This is a genomic window from Listeria goaensis (assembly GCF_900186125.1).
GTDB classification, from domain to species: Bacteria; Bacillota; Bacilli; order Lactobacillales; family Listeriaceae; genus Listeria; species Listeria goaensis.
This window is the reverse complement of the sequence record NZ_FYBQ01000008.1, coordinates 75761-91022: the sequence shown is the minus strand read 5'-3', so window position 1 is coordinate 91022 and position 15262 is coordinate 75761. Positions and strand designations below refer to the sequence as shown.

At 38.9% G+C, this 15262-nt stretch carries 16 protein-coding genes; 7 read left to right on the top strand and 9 right to left on the bottom strand.

What is annotated here, in order from left to right:
• Positions 1 to 246 precede the first annotated feature (246 nt).
• Complete coding sequence (locus CFT42_RS10165; RefSeq protein WP_088816072.1) at positions 247 to 489, top strand: Imm59 family immunity protein; 243 nt, start codon at positions 247 to 249, stop codon at positions 487 to 489.
• A gap of 400 nt (positions 490 to 889) precedes the next feature.
• The gene (locus CFT42_RS14990; protein ID WP_244169961.1) at positions 890 to 1102 is read left to right on the top strand and encodes a hypothetical protein; all 213 of its coding nucleotides are present in this window, start codon (positions 890 to 892) and stop codon (positions 1100 to 1102) included.
• A gap of 216 nt (positions 1103 to 1318) precedes the next feature.
• Here CFT42_RS14990 and CFT42_RS10155 read toward each other — a convergent pair whose 3' ends face one another.
• Complete coding sequence (locus tag CFT42_RS10155; protein WP_159458165.1) at positions 1319 to 1894, bottom strand: PadR family transcriptional regulator; 576 nt, start codon at positions 1892 to 1894, stop codon at positions 1319 to 1321.
• Positions 1895 to 2002: 108 nt separating this feature from the next.
• Here CFT42_RS10155 and CFT42_RS10150 point away from each other — a divergent pair, with 108 nt between their 5' ends.
• A complete protein-coding gene (locus tag CFT42_RS10150; RefSeq protein WP_088816070.1) occupies positions 2003 to 2971 on the top strand; it encodes a Gfo/Idh/MocA family protein in 969 nt (322 codons plus the stop codon).
• 59 nt (positions 2972 to 3030) lie between these two features.
• On the opposite strand, the gene CFT42_RS10145 is transcribed toward CFT42_RS10150, so the two are convergent.
• A complete protein-coding gene (locus CFT42_RS10145) occupies positions 3031 to 4131 on the bottom strand; it encodes an ABC transporter ATP-binding protein (RefSeq protein WP_088810460.1) in 1101 nt (366 codons plus the stop codon).
• Positions 4132 to 4488: 357 nt separating this feature from the next.
• On the opposite strand from CFT42_RS10145, the gene nrdD reads away from it, so the two are divergent.
• Complete coding sequence (gene nrdD / locus CFT42_RS10140) at positions 4489 to 6639, top strand: anaerobic ribonucleoside-triphosphate reductase (RefSeq protein ID WP_088810459.1); 2151 nt, start codon at positions 4489 to 4491, stop codon at positions 6637 to 6639.
• The gene (gene nrdG / locus CFT42_RS10135) at positions 6632 to 7180 is read left to right on the top strand and encodes an anaerobic ribonucleoside-triphosphate reductase activating protein (protein WP_088810458.1); all 549 of its coding nucleotides are present in this window, start codon (positions 6632 to 6634) and stop codon (positions 7178 to 7180) included. The genes nrdD and nrdG overlap by 8 nt, the downstream gene beginning before the upstream one ends.
• Before the next feature lie 34 nt (positions 7181 to 7214).
• Here the strand turns inward: nrdG and CFT42_RS10130 are convergent, their stop codons facing one another.
• Complete coding sequence (locus tag CFT42_RS10130) at positions 7215 to 7688, bottom strand: cyclic nucleotide-binding domain-containing protein (RefSeq protein ID WP_244169960.1); 474 nt, start codon at positions 7686 to 7688, stop codon at positions 7215 to 7217.
• A 257-nt stretch (positions 7689 to 7945) separates the two neighbouring features.
• Positions 7946 to 8575, bottom strand: a complete 630-nt coding sequence (locus CFT42_RS10125) for a cyclic nucleotide-binding domain-containing protein (protein WP_088810457.1) — start codon at positions 8573 to 8575, stop codon at positions 7946 to 7948.
• Between the two features lie 179 nt (positions 8576 to 8754).
• Here CFT42_RS10125 and CFT42_RS14985 point away from each other — a divergent pair, with 179 nt between their 5' ends.
• The gene (locus tag CFT42_RS14985) at positions 8755 to 9264 is read left to right on the top strand and encodes a hypothetical protein (protein WP_088810456.1); all 510 of its coding nucleotides are present in this window, start codon (positions 8755 to 8757) and stop codon (positions 9262 to 9264) included.
• Positions 9261 to 10568, top strand: coding sequence for a glycosyltransferase family 2 protein (locus CFT42_RS10115; protein WP_088810455.1), 1308 nt, complete (start codon positions 9261 to 9263; stop codon positions 10566 to 10568). Before CFT42_RS14985 ends, CFT42_RS10115 begins: the two co-directional genes overlap by 4 nt.
• Before the next feature lie 55 nt (positions 10569 to 10623).
• Here the strand turns inward: CFT42_RS10115 and CFT42_RS10110 are convergent, their stop codons facing one another.
• The 5 genes from CFT42_RS10110 to CFT42_RS10090 all read right to left on the bottom strand — a co-directional run bounded on the left by CFT42_RS10110 (position 10624) and on the right by CFT42_RS10090 (position 15148).
• Entirely contained in the window at positions 10624 to 11118 is a 495-nt protein-coding gene (locus tag CFT42_RS10110; protein ID WP_088810454.1) for a hypothetical protein, read from the bottom strand.
• Complete coding sequence (locus tag CFT42_RS10105; protein WP_088810453.1) at positions 11108 to 11908, bottom strand: DUF3100 domain-containing protein; 801 nt, start codon at positions 11906 to 11908, stop codon at positions 11108 to 11110. Before CFT42_RS10105 ends, CFT42_RS10110 begins: the two co-directional genes overlap by 11 nt.
• 10 nt (positions 11909 to 11918) lie before the next feature.
• Entirely contained in the window at positions 11919 to 13178 is a 1260-nt protein-coding gene (locus tag CFT42_RS10100) for a M20/M25/M40 family metallo-hydrolase (RefSeq protein ID WP_088816069.1), read from the bottom strand.
• Between the two features lie 178 nt (positions 13179 to 13356).
• Positions 13357 to 14379 carry a DUF389 domain-containing protein gene (locus CFT42_RS10095; protein ID WP_088810451.1) on the bottom strand — a complete coding sequence of 341 codons (1023 nt, stop codon included), beginning with the start codon at positions 14377 to 14379 and terminating at the stop codon, positions 13357 to 13359.
• 70 nt (positions 14380 to 14449) lie between these two features.
• A complete protein-coding gene (locus tag CFT42_RS10090; protein ID WP_088810450.1) occupies positions 14450 to 15148 on the bottom strand; it encodes a hypothetical protein in 699 nt (232 codons plus the stop codon).
• Positions 15149 to 15262 lie beyond the last annotated feature (114 nt).

Sequence of the window (15262 nt, the reverse complement as noted above, 5' to 3'; positions counted from 1 at the left end):
CTGGCGATTTTAATGATATAAAGAGTTATGTATATAATTGTACTAATAGTAGCCTGAAAAATAAAAATTTATAATGATGTACAAATATATTATGGAAATAATTGGAGTAAAGTAAAAACTGGAGTTGGAGAAATTGCTCTTGGATTTGGTTCGGACGGTGGGGGAACTCAGTGGCAATTCCCTTTCTCTGTAGATATCTTAGAAAAAATAGGATTAGTAAAAGAAATATTATAGGAGGGTGTAGTAATGGAGGAACAAAAGAAGTTGCTAAATATTATTAGTGCTGAAAAATTACCTGTAAATCTATATAATGATTATGCTTTGCAACCATTTGAGGTGGTGTTACAAAAAGAAAATGGGGTATACCATGTTTTTTCTACAAATGAGCGAGCGGGACTACAGGGAATAATAGTGAATTTTGATAAAGAGGAAGAAGCGCTTGAGGATTTGATTATGAAAGCCAGACTAATGAAGAAAAATTACCACTAAGATTTATTTTTAAATTGCTTATTAATAAACTTTTAAACTGATCTGAAAGTTATAAATGAAAAAGCAACAATCTAAAGCTTTTTCATAAGTAGAGTCAGTCATGAAGGACTCCTATAATGGGATTATGGACAAGTTGTTCGATATAAGTCAAGGTGCTAGCTATTTTGTGAGTCCCTTTTTCTTCCTTCCGACGGATATAAAATGACAGAGATATTTAAACGAGAAAGGTGATGTTTTGATGGAAGAGATAATACCAGGAAACGGTTTTGCAATAATCAAGAATGATGATAAGTATAAGATTGAATGGCCACAAGGTCTGTTCGATTAAGTAGTATCTTATTCAATAACTAAAGAACTTGCAGAAAAAGCATTCAAATCATCTGAAGAAGCTTATCAAGTAATGATATATGCAGAAACAGGAAAATGGCCATCTAGAAACATGGAAGAGAAAGTTAGAGAATTTATAAAAAAGTTTCCAAAGTTGCTAATTAAAGTACCTGACAACAGAGCGTTGTTTTCAGAAGAGGAATTGAAAGAATTGCTTCCTTTAGGGAAAAAGAATTTGTCTGAAGAAGCATCTGACTATCTGATTGGCGACAGGTCATTAAGTTAGCCTAGTCCTCTTGAATGTTTATTAAATGTAATAGTTTTTCTAGAAAATATGAGTTTATTGAAGTGGTATTTGTGAAGAAATAATCACTGATGCTATTTTCTGATTTTTCCTTCAACTACTTTACCCAAGAAATGTTACAGGTACCCACACAAAAAGGTTGCACTTTTCTCCAATTGAAAAGTGCAACCTTTATAGTCTATCTCTAAAAGTAGGTTTTTACCCAAAAAATTCAGCCATTTCCTCGCGAATATTCCCATTAAAAGTCCCGGTTTCTATGCGCGCTATCCAATTATCAAGCAAATCCACATCCGCTTTTAAATGTTGAATCGCGTTTTTAATAATTAGCGCAGTGGCAGCGTTTTCTGGATTGGCCGTTTTGTCCGCTGCCCGCTCGCGGCTCAATTCAAGCTCGCGGGACACCGCGTTTTTTCGTTCATTTAAATAGAACAAAAGCTTGTATTTATCGGCATAGTCGGAGAAAAGTAACGCCGGGTAAAGCGTTTTATACGACAAAATATCTTTTTTAAATAGTTTATAAAGCTCTTTTTCAATTTGGGCGCGCCCTTTTTCTGTAATCGCATACACCGTTTTTGTCGGCGTCTTTTCATTTTCAACCACTTTAGCGACTGAAATGTAGTCATTTTTTAAAAGTGAGTCAAAAGCATAATAAATTTTAGCATCATTAATTTGGAATAAGTAATTCCAATCGTAGTGCTTTAAAAAGCGCTTTACGTCATAAGGATGCACATTTTGATAGTCAAGAACGCCTAGAATGACTAATTTTAAAGACATTTTCATTCCCCCCATTTTAAAATATTATACCAAAGTATAGACTTTTGACAAAGAAAAGCGAGCATGCCTATAATAAATTAGAATATGAATAGGGAAAGGATGATGGAAATGACAGAGCTAAACTGGGCAATCATTGGCCCAGGCGAAATCGCGCATCAATTTGCTGACGCGATGCAAAAGATGGGGCGCACTATTTATGCAGTTGGAGCGCGCAAAAAGGAAAAAGGCGAAGCGTTTGCTGCAGAATACGGGATTCAAACGGTTTATGACGACTTTGATGTGCTTTTTGCCGATGAAAATATTGATGTTGTGTACATTGCAACGCCAAATTCGCATCATTTTGAATTTATGATGCAAGCTGTGCAAGCCGGAAAACATATATTAGTCGAAAAGGCGATAACGATAAATACGGCGGAACTAGCTGCCGTTCAAACGGTTGCGGCGGAGAAAAATTTGATTGTTGCCGAGGCGATGACGATTTTTCACATGCCGCTTTATAAAAAACTAAGAGAAATTGCGAACTCGGGGAAACTTGGGGAGCTTAAAATGATTCAGGCATCGTTTGGTAGTGCGAAGCCGAATGATCCTACTAATCGCTTTTTTAATTTAGACCTTGGCGGCGGGGCGCTGCTTGACATTGGTACTTATGCTTTGTCGTTTGCGCGCTTTTTTATGAACGAAACGCCAACCGAAATTTTGACGACAGTGAAAAAATATGAGACGGGCGTAGACGAGCAATCAGGCATTATTTTGCGTAATGAAAAAATGGAAATGGCGGTTGTAAGTTTAACATTCCGTTCCAAAATGCCAAAACGAGGCATCGTCGCCTACGAAAAAGGCTTTATCACAATTGATGAGTATCCGCGATCGAGCCAAGCAAGCATCACCTATTCAAATGGCAATCAGGAAATTGTGACTGCCGGCGATTCAAACAGAGCGCTCTCCTATGAAATCCTCGATATGGAAGAAAGCATTGCGAACGGGGCAAGCCAAACGATGGCACTCACTGAAGATGTGATTCAAATTATGACGAATGTGAGGGAACAATGGGGAATTAAATTTCCTTTTGAGAAATAGAATAAGCGGTCGTCTATAATTAGACGACCGCTTATTTTTATTGAAGTGGGAGGATTAGCTTAGTCAATTAATGCAATTTCAGATTCTTTGTCGAAGAAGTGTGCTTTGGACATTTCGAAAGCAAGTGTTAGTGTTTCGCCGTTTACGTGATCTGTACGGGAATCAACACGTGCTACGAATTCGTGTGAGCCTACTTGATTGTGGAGCATGAATTCAGCACCAGTAAGTTCAGCCACAATTGTTTTCGCTTCAAAGGCATAATCAGGATTAGCTTCAATCATTAGAGGTTCATCGTGAATATCTTCAGGACGAATGCCGAAAACGATTTCTTTATTGTCATAGCCTTTTTCTTTTAAGACTTTCAATTGGCCTTCTGGAATCGAGATGGTGAAGTCATCACCAATGAAATGGCCATTTTCTATCCGACCGCTAAAGAAGTTCATCGCAGGGCTACCAATAAAGCCAGCTACGAACATGTTAACAGGGTGATCATACACTTCTTTTGGCGAACCAACTTGTTGGATAACACCATCTTTCATAATAACGATACGAGTCGCCATAGTCATCGCTTCGGTTTGGTCATGAGTAACGTAAATCATCGTTGTATCAAGTTTTTGATGTAGTTTTGTAATTTCCGCACGCATTTGCACACGAAGTTTAGCATCTAAGTTTGATAGCGGTTCATCCATTAGGAAGACTTTTGCATCACGTACAATCGCACGACCTAAGGCAACACGTTGTCTTTGTCCACCAGAAAGCGCGCTTGGCTTACGTTTTAAATACTCGGTTAGGCCTAAAATTTTGGCCGCATCTTCAACACGAGTTTGAATTTCGGCTTTTGGCATTTTACGAAGCTTAAGACCAAACGCCATGTTATCGTAAACGGTCATATGTGGATATAAAGCGTAGTTTTGGAAAACCATTGCGATGTCGCGGTCTTTTGGTGCCACGTTATTCATCATTTTTCCATCAATATAAAAGTCACCTTTTGAAATTTCTTCAAGACCAGCAATCATTCGAAGTGTTGTGGATTTACCGCAACCAGACGGACCAACGAAAACGATAAATTCTTTGTCCGCAATTTCCAAATTGAAGTCTGATACAGCTGTTACTTTATTATCATAAATTTTATACACATGTTGTAAAGATAATTGAGCCATTCTATTCGCCTCTTTCTTTTTAACTTACTTGTATTGTAAATGAAAACGCTTTACAAAAACTATGGCAACATGCACAAAAGCCGAATGAATTTTTTGGGCATGTTGACAAAAGTTAGCTGAGCAGAAAAGGGTGTTTTTGAAAAGGGACGAATGTCTTGTTTTAGAAAAGCATGGTGCCATGCACTTATATTTGTGAAATTAAGAACTAAAGGCCTATTTTTTTCGAATATCTAGGAAATCACTTTAAATGATACTTTATATTGTGTTATGATTATTTTGTTGATACAAGATATAGTTTTTATAACGGTGGGGAAATACTGTTTAAAAACAGACTGAAGATAATCGGGGGAATGAGTTATGTACATGGAGCAAGCTGTAGAACAAGTTGTTATCAAACGAGATGGACGAAAATCGAGTTTCGATTTGATAAAAATTAGGAGTGCAGTGCTGGCATCAATGAAAAGTATTCATGTGGAGGATGAAGCTTTTTTAGATGATATTGTGGTTGAAATTGTGAATTCTTTACCAAGTGAAGGGGAATTAACGATTGATGAAATTCAGCATACGGTTGAAAATGCGCTGATGAAATCCGCTTATCCAGATGTTGCACGAAGCTACATAGAATACCGCCATGACCGCGATGCTGTACGTGAAAATGTGACCGACATGACGAAAAGTGTTCAAAAATTACTTGAAAAAGACAAGACGGTTGTCAACGAAAATGCGAATAAAGACGCGACTGTATTTAATACGCAACGCGATTTAACGGCTGGAGCGGTTGCTAAAAGCTATGCGCTGAAATATATGCTGCCTAAACACGTATCAAACGCGCATTTAAAAGGAGATATTCATTTTCACGATTTGGATTACAGCCCGTACCACGCGATGACGAACTGCTGTTTAATTGACATTAAAGGAATGCTTGAAAAAGGGTTTACAATTGGGAATGCGAATGTGGAAAGTCCGAAGTCGATTCAAACTGCGACCGCGCAGATCGCGCAAATTATCGCGAATGTGGCGAGCTCACAATACGGCGGTTGCTCCGTCGACCGCATCGATGAAATTTTAGCGGGTTATGCTAAGCGCAACTATGCGAAACATGAAAAGGAAGCGGGCGAGTGGGTTGTTGCTTCCAAGCAAAAGGAATATGTTGAAGAAAAAACGCGCAAGGACATTTATGATGCCATGCAAAGTTTGGAATATGAAATCAACACGTTGTATACAAGCAATGGTCAAACGCCATTTGTCACGCTCGGTTTTGGTCTTGGGGAAGATTGGTTCGCACGCGAAATCCAAAAAGCGATTCTCACTGTTCGCCTTGGCGGAGTCGGCAAAGATAAGCACACGGCGATTTTTCCAAAACTTGTCTTTTCGTTAAAAAGAGGAACGAATTTGGAGGAAAACGACCCTAATTATGATATTAAACAACTGGCGTTACAATGTTCTGCCAAGCGTATGTATCCCGACGTTTTAAGTTTCGACACGCTAACGAAATTGACGGGGGACTTCAAAGTTCCGATGGGCTGTCGCTCGTTTTTGCCAGCGTGGAAGAACGAAAACGGCGAGTTTGTGAATGCCGGCCGAAATAATCTTGGCGTTGTCACGCTTAATGTTCCGCGAATCGCGATTCAAAGCGGCGGCGACCAGACGAAGTTTTGGGATATTTTCCATGCGCGCATGCAAACTGTAAAAGATGCCCTTTTATTCCGTTTAAATCGTGTCAGAGAGGCACGCCCAGAAAACGCGCCGATTTTATATAAATACGGGGCTTTCGGGAAGCGACTACAAGACGGCGATGCAGTTGACGAACTCTTTAACAAAGAGCGTTCCACCATTTCAATCGGCTACATTGGTCTTTATGAGGCGGCGACCGTTTTTTATGGTGGCGAGTGGGAAACGAATTCCGAAGCGAAAAACTTTACGCTCGACATCGTGAAAAGTTTGAAAGAATACGCGGACGAGTGGAAAGCAGAATACGGTTACTGGTTTAGCGTCTACTCTACACCAAGTGAAAGCTTGACCGACCGTTTCAATCGCCTAGACCGCGAAAAATATGGCGTTATTAAAGACATAACCGATAAGGAATACTATCAAAATTCATTCCATTTCGATGTGCGCAAAAAAATTACACCGTTTGAAAAAATTGATTTCGAAAAAGAATATCCAGAGTTTTGTTCAGGTGGCTTCATTCATTACTGTGAGTATCCAAAAATTGTACACAACACCAAAGCGTTAGAGGCTGTTTGGGACTATGCCTACGACCGAGTCGCTTATCTCGGAACAAATACGCCAATTGATAAATGTTATGAATGCGAATTTGAAGGTGAGTTTTCCCCAACAGAAGAAGGGTTTAAGTGCCCAGAGTGCGGAAACACAGATCCTGAAAAGGCGGACGTTGTGAAGCGAACTTGTGGCTATTTGGGCAATCCGATGAAGCGTCCGATGGTTCACGGGCGTCACGTGGAAATTTCGAAGCGTGTGAAACATATGGAGCTACGTGATGAATAATCCAGCGCCAAAAGAATGGCAATCTGAAAAACTAAGTCGCGGTTTTATCGCGGACTATAAAGCGTTTAATTTTGTGGACGGGGAGGGCGTCAGATGCAGTCTTTATGTATCTGGTTGCCCTTTTCATTGTGAAGGTTGCTATAATAAAGCCGCGCAGTCGTTTCAATACGGCGTGCCGTTTACAGAGGAACTTTTAGAAAAAATTGTCCGCGACGTTCGGCATGAGTCCGTGCAAGGTTTAACACTTCTCGGCGGAGAACCATTTCTAAACACGGAAACTTGTTTAACGGTTTGTAAAAAAATTCGCGAGGAGTTCGGCGACTCAAAAGATATTTGGTCATGGACCGGCTACACGTGGGAAGAAATGATGCAGGAATCAGAAGATAAACTCGAGCTACTTTCTTATGTCGATGTGCTCGTTGATGGCCGTTTCGAGCAAAAGCTTTTTGACCCCAATTTAGCTTTCCGCGGTTCGAGCAATCAACGAATTATCAATGTAAAAAAATCAATGGCAAGTGGTAAAGTTGTTTTATATAAGTAAAAGCTTGGTCGCTATGACCAAGCTTTTTTCATGGTTAAAGATGACTTTTTACAAAAGTATTGCCATCTTCTCTTTTTAATAAATTCTGATTGACTAAGTTTATAAGAATTTTGTCCAAAGTTTTGCGCGAAACGCCACCATATTTGGACAACATTGTTTTTGTAATAAAACTAGGGATTTCAAAATAACCGTTTATTTCGGGAGCTTCCACTTTTTGACAGAAAGTTTGTAACGTATAAATGATGCGCTTATCAGTGGGAAGATCAAATTTCATGAGTTCAAAACAAAATGCCGAAGAATTTTCCGTAACTGCATTTAGCAGCCATTCCATATATTCGATTTTATTTGAAGCAAAGTTTAGAAAGAATTCTCGGTTTACAAAAGCAACTTGTGTTTCACTATCACTAATAAGACGTAATTGATCATGCACGCCCATTTTATAGGGAGATTGGTGGATAACATTACCTGGAACAAAGAATTGTAAAATTTGAAAGGTCTTATTTTCCAAATGGAAACAACCCTCCAAAATAATGACTATATGTGTATCCATTTTTTGAATCTCAAGCGTCTGATTTCTCTGTATTGTCTCGAATGCTACGTGTGAAGGATACACCTTGCTTTGATTCAAATCCTCAACCATACTGAGCAGCTCGCTATGATTCATAATATCGTCATCTCCCAACAATTTATACTATCATAATAACAGAAAAAAGTGAAGAATGACTGTTTATTGCATTATAATTAATAAAATTTTAAATGAAATCTTTATGAAGGGACTTTTACAAAAAACCTTTTATTTTCGATTCGTACAAGCTCTTTTTGCATTAACGACTCTAAAATTTTATCAAGTTGTTTACGTGAAATATTCCCATATTTCGCGAGTTTAACCTTATTTATAAAAGAAGGTACAGCGAAATAGTCATTTTTTCGAGTCGTGTTTAACTTTTCACATAAATATTGTAATGTATAAACAACCCTACCTTCTGTAGAAAAGTCATATTTAATAAGCTCATTGTACAAGTTCATATTGTTAAGTAAAGTCATCTCAAGTAGCCATTCCATATAAGAAGGTTTATTCGTTGCGAAGTTTAGAAAATATTCCCGGTTAACAAAAGTAATCTCAACATCTGTATCGCAGACTAAAAATAGATTTTTTTCTAAATTTAAACCTGCCACTTGTTGGTTAATGACGTCACCTTTTGAGAAAAAATGAAGAATCTGTGCATTTTTATTTTCCATATGCACAGTCCCTTCATGAACCACAATGAATTCATTTAAAAAGCGTTTCCCATCAATGATTGAGTTTTTAACTAATTTTTCAAAATTTATCCATGAGTTATCAAGTTTATTAGAGTTTAAGTCTTCTAAAATCTCTTTAGTTCTGTCGGTAAACAATTCAATCAGCTCCTTTTTTTTATTATCATAACAAGAATGAAACGAATGAATATGTGGAATTTACACATTTTTTTGCTGTTTTTTGTTTAAATTTAGTCAAATGTTTTATGAAATCATGCTTACAAAATAATGATTAAGGGAATGGAGAGAAGAATAACTTTTTAGAGGAGTTGACACATATGAAAGAGAACGCGACAAGAGAAGAAATGAACGAGCAGTTTATCGAAGATCAATTTTTTGAATCGGGGCACACGGGCTTAAAAGTTCGCCAAATACTCATCACGATTTTAGCATGGCTAGTCTTTTTTCTGCCATTCGGCTTAGTGTTGTTTCCCATTTTATTTTTAAAGGAACGCGTCATTATTTTTGCCGCTTTTGAAACAGCCATTCGGATTTTTCGAATACTTGACATCTTTTTATTAGTAGCCATTATTTTTATTGTCATTTATTTCTTATTTCTCACACACAAAACGAATAAAAATTTCGAAGAACGCTTGCAAAAAGAAATTACATACGATGAATTTGAATCAAATACACGAGAAGCTACATTAGAAGCATTTTTTACAGAGCGATTTGGGGATAAAGCAGAACGGGAGGCCGCAAAATTTGTGTCCATACCTGAAGAAAAAAATATCGATGAAACTACAATCCGTGATTTATACAAAGAAAAAGGGGTAGAACTCAAATGAATTTAAGTCTTTTTCATACAGGAAATACCGTTTTAGATATGACAATGACCATCTTTTTTGTTATTTTGCTTACTTATCCTATTTTAGGAGGACTTGCTTGGTTTTTCGGAGCGTTTTGTTATTCTTATTTGTTCAAATATAGGCAAGAAACTTGGACAAATATTCCGCCAGAAGTAGAACCATTTATAACCATTATGGTTCCAGCACATAATGAAGAAATCGTTATCGAGGATACAATCGAATATTTAATGAACAAAATAAACTACGAAAATTATGAAGTGCTTGTAACAGACGACGGTTCCACAGACACAACGCCAGAAATTTTAGCACGGCTAATGGCTAAGTACCCCAACTTACGCGTCGTCAGAATCGAAAAAAACAAAGGGAAGGCACACGCATTTAACATTGGCACAAGCTTTGCGAAAGGCGAACTCATTTTAAGCAATGATGCTGACACAGTTCCTGAACCGGATGCTTTATGGAAATACGTCAATTATTTTATCCGTGAAGACGGAAGAAACATCGCCGCCGTGACCTCCAATATGGACGTGCAAAATCGTTCAACACTCGTTGGGAAGTCTCAAACCGTCGAATTTTCAAGCATCGTCGGCATTATTAAACGGACCCAAAGCAGCGTTTTTGGTGTTATCTATGCCTATAGCGGGGCAAACACAATGTACCGAAAAGCCGCTCTAATGGACGTTGGCATGTTTCGCCAAGACCGCGCTACAGAAGACATTAGCATCGCTTGGGATCACCAAATGAATGGCTGGCTATCGATTTTCGCCGCCGATATTATCTTTTTCATGGAAGTGCCCGAAACCTTAAACATGCTTTACAAACAACGCAAACGCTGGGCAAAAGGTGGGACAGAAGTGTGGCTGACAAACTTCAAAAAGGTAGTGTCCCACCCGTTTCAAAATCTCGGCCGAACATCCCTATTTATTGACCAAACGCTAAGCATCTTGTGGACCTTCTTCTTTTGGATTTCGAGTATCATTTTTGTCGCTCGCTTCATCTATTTACTGTACATCTGGGACATCCCGCAAATCTGGCTCATGCTCGCTGTCGCTTTCGTCTTTGTTTGCTTCGAAATGATAGCCGGCGCTCTCCAATTGTTCGCCGCCCTACTAATTGATGACCGCGGGAAGAAAATGAAATACTTTATGTTTGCACCGCTTTATTTACTGTTCTACTGGATTATGAACGCTGTGACCATTTTAATGACATTCGTTCCAGCAGTGAAGACTATTTTAGGATTTGGCACAGGCGTCTGGACTAGCCCGGAAAGACGTCAAAAATAATAAAAAAGTAGGCAAGACCACGACCATGGTCTTGCCTACTTTTTTATTATGTTCTTTATAGTGAGCCTGTAATCCAAAGGCCGAATTGTGATAGAATGGCGCTGCCTAAGTAGGTTCCGATGAAAACAAAAACCGCAACGATGCCAATTTTCCAAGAAGTTTTGGAGAGGTCAACGAGATGGTCGGCAACGGAAATGCCTGCAAATGCTAAAATTGGCGTTGTAATGGATAGGAAATCAACGGCTGAAATAGCAGTTACAAAGAAGTCTGAGATTAGGCAGAAAATGAGTGATACTAGCGATACCCAACCGAGGACGGGGAAGTTACGCAAGAAGCCAACTGGCACTCTTTTCATTACATCAGATATGATAATACCTAGGAAAGCAAATAACCATAAAACGGCTAGCCCAATTAGGGTGTTTGTTACGATTGGCGTACCGTCAGGGTTTTTCCATAATTTAATTCCTTGCGTAAATAAAATAAGTGCTACGCTAAGTAAAAGGATTAAGCCCATTTTGATATATTTTTTACCAAGAGTTTCATTTTGCATGTTGTTTGCCTCCTCGAGTTAAGGTGCGGTACATAAATCTTTGAAGCGGAACAGCGAGGAAGACCATGGTATATGTTCCTAAGAAACTGGTCAAGAGCTGGCTGGCTGCTGCATAAGATAGTATGGTTGAGCTTTGTTCAGGAACTTGGGCTGCGAGCGTGGAGGACGCGGCTGTCATCATGCTAGCGGATCCAACGCCTGAACTCATGGCTAGTGCTCGAACGTCAAAGCCTAGAGAAAGCAAGAATGGTGCAAAAATACTAAAGAAGATAGCGCCGAATAAGGTTCCAATTAAATAGATGGATAATACGCCGCGTCCTTCTGCTGAATTTAGCGTGTATTTTTCCGAGATGTAGGCCAGTTCGCCTTCGCGACCGAGTCCTAGTGTTGCTCCGATTGCTTCGCGGCGCAACCCGAGCATGATGGCTACTGGGAGACCGAGCAGAACGGTACCTAGGTTCCCTAATTCTTGCAAGAGGAATACCCAGCCGATGCTTAGGATTTCTTTAATGTGCGGGGCTACATCGGCGCCGTATCGCGCCATTAGTGGTAACATAATAATGATTAAATATTGACCGGAAAAGCCAACATTTTCTTTGCTATAAATTTTCTTCAAGATGCCTTTTCGGAAAAATGGAATACCGAAAATCATTCCGATGGCAACGGCAAAAACAAGTGGCAAGACAGTGACAGTTACTGTGCCGAATTGGAGTGTCTTAATTCCAATCATTTCTGCGATTGTAATAATGATGAGCACAGTTGCGATTAAATAAATAAACCCTTTTTTCATGTTTTCCTCCCTAGTCTGTGATTGATTGGATTAGTTTTTCATATTCATTGTAGCTACGTTTATAAAGTTTCGTCGTGTCTAATTGCCCGTTCATTTCCTCGAACACTTGGCTCACAAAACGCGGGAATTGTTCCAACACAAAGCGGTCGTCTATCATGCGGAAATCATCGCCGTGAATGGCACCTGTGAAGCCACCATAGCTGATTTGAATGCACGGGAACATAAAGGCTAAATCGCCAATGTCACCAGCAGCTGCAATTCCGCCGCGGTCATCAATTAGGCCCGTGATTTCTTCATTTTTATCAAAAGCGTGTTTGACAAATGAATTTAAATAAGTGTCTTGAACGAAAGGCAAGTAGCCCATTTGTGTTTCTGTTTTGACATTTCCTGATAAGGCTGCCGCACTATGTTCTGCAGCGAGGTCAAGCTTTTTAGCAGTTTCCTGCATGTATTCAATAGACTTGGTACGTAAATCGGTTCCCACAGTAACGCGGTTTGGAATCACGTTTGTCGACATGTTGCTATTCATCAAAATTGGATTAAAACGTACAAGCTGATCATCGCGAACTTGCTGTCTGAGTAGCCCGAGTGCGACGTTGAACATTGTGGACATGCTATAGGCATTTACGCCGCTGAACGGGTCGAAACCAGCATGTGTTGCTTTTCCTTCAAAGTGATAACGTTTATAAAGAAAGCCGGCTAAATCGCAACCAATTTCGATGGTCGGCTCATCAAATGTTTCCCCAATTGAATGCACGCAAACACCAAAATCAATATCGTCAAACACGCCAAGTTTCATCGCTTCCGGCTTGCCGCCGTAGTAGGTAATCGTTCCTTCTTGTCGTAAAGTTTCGCGGTAGTCAAGATCTAAATATTCTTCTGCTGGAATAAAAACAAAGGCGATGTTGAAATCATAGTTTTTATAGGCAGCTGTTTCAATGAAATAGGCATACAGCGAAAGAGCTGTCGTTATCTGTGTGAAATGCCCACAATTATGCGCGGCGCCAGTCTCTTTGTCGGCACAAAAGTGAGTAGGTGCGTACACAGCGTCTAGTTCAGCGATAAAAGCCATTGTAATAGGCTTATCTTTTGAAAGGTATGTTTTGATACCCGTAGTGCTAAAATAATCCAATTCAATTTGATTATTCTTACTTTTCAGAAATTCCTCAACCGATTGTTTCGTTTTCCACTCTTTGTATCCTAATTCGGGGTTGTTGAAAATCTGATTAGCAATTTTCTGCATTTCGTCAAACTGCTCTTTGAAAAACATCTTTATCCTCCTAACCTTTTTAATCTACTTCTTATGATAAAGACAATAAAAAGTGAAGTCAACCCTATTTTAAAGAAAAATACGAATGATTTGTTTGAATTTCCATTTTTTATACGTATATAAGTCTGTAATGGCACTAAAAAGCCACCCCCGTGACTGGAGGTGGCTTTATAAATGATTATTTTGCTTGTTCTTCGACGCTTTTGTTAGTATCGTAGTTTTTCTTAATATACTGGTCGATGAATTTCGTTACCTGACTACCTTTCAGTTCAGTGAGGTCAGGAATTTGATCCACATCAAGTTTAACATCGTCTAAACCATAATCCGGTAAGTCTTGCTCAATACTTTGAACGGTGCTTTTAGGCATCGGGGATCCGGATATTGTAACCGTAAGAACATGTTTATCCTCGTTATAACTTTGATCCAAAACAACATAATCCGAAAATTCATTCGTAACAAATTGGTTAATAGACGATTTTTCCATACTATCTTGGACAAGTATAGAAGCAGAAAAAATACTTGGAATAATAATGAAAAGCGATAAAATAATTAAAAAGATATTGATGCGCCGTGTGTGTTTGCTATTCTTCGCTGTATGTAAGGGAAAGCGCATAAATCTAATGCCGATAAATGTGGCTATCATAATGAAAGCACAATTAATAATAAAGAGGTAAGAGGCACCTAAGAAATACGAAAAATTCAGCGTAGCGATGGCGTACCCAATTGTACAAACTGGCGGCATTAACGCCGTTGCAATGGCTACCCCGGGAACGATATTTGTACTCGTCTTTTTAGAAGCCCCGATAATTCCAGCAACGCCACCTGCAAAAGCGATAATTACATCCCAAATCGTTGGGGCAGTTCTTGCGATTAGTTCATCACTAGCATAGGTTATCGGCGAAATCGTGAAGTAAAGAGTGGCCACTACTAGGCTCACTAATACCTCAACGAGTAGTAACAGTGCTGCTTTTTTGACGATATAAAAATCAAGGACGGAAAGTCCGTACCCTACACCTAAAATAGGCGTCATAAGCGGGGAGATTAGCATCGCCCCAATGATAACGGGAATAGAGTTCATATTTAATCCGATGGAAGCAATTAAGATAGCGCACATTAAGATGACAGAGTCGCTAATTTTAATTGTTAAGTCAGAATTAATTTTTTCCCTAAATTCTTGTGCATTATAACTTGTACTGGCCATAATTTCTCCTTATGAATAAAATGAGTTTGGTGACTTAATTTTAACCCGTAATAAAAAAAGCGGCAAATTTTTATTCCTGTGGTTTCTGCCATAAGCGGTATAGCTCAACGATATGAGCAACGATAATCAAAAGAAAAGATATAACCGTCCCAATGATAAGCATGCTCTCGTAGCTTTTCACTTTAGTCAGCCATTCCGAAAGCATCGTGAAAACACTTGTATGTTTGTCAATTTTCTTAGAAACTTCTTTGATTTTCTGAATGGACTTTTGCGGGTCATCCATGATGCGGGTAAGCGCGTCCTCAATTTCCTGTGAGTTGTGCGATAAAATCGTTTTTTTAGCGTTAACGACATTTGTATGTATATCTTGATACGTATGCAGCGATTGCACGGTAAATAAAATCATAAATGAAAACAGGGAAACTAACAATAAGCTGTAACCACTCGTAATGGCAACGCTCGTACGCGTCCAGCCTTCCTTTTTCTTCGCTTTAAACATCACAATAATGATTAAAATTGGAACGGCGATAATCAAAAGTAATTCGATAACGATGAAAATAATGGTGCTCTTTAAAGCCGCCACCACTTGATGTAAGAAAAAGCTAAGCAAATCCCTCCCTGCCAGCAGGTTAATAACATTCGATACTGAAAAATCAAAATGCCCCGAAACCATATTCCAAATTATCTCTCTTTGAAAAAGCAAGGCTAAAAAAGTGAGCGCAATAAAAAACAAACTGGTGATTAACACAATTTTTCTTTCCTTAATCATCTAAAATTCCCCCTTTTTCTCTATCATATACTTTCTTTCCCCGATTTGTATATGTATAATCACCTAGTATGTAAAAAGAACATAATCAGAGACTGATTATGTTCTTTTTGACGA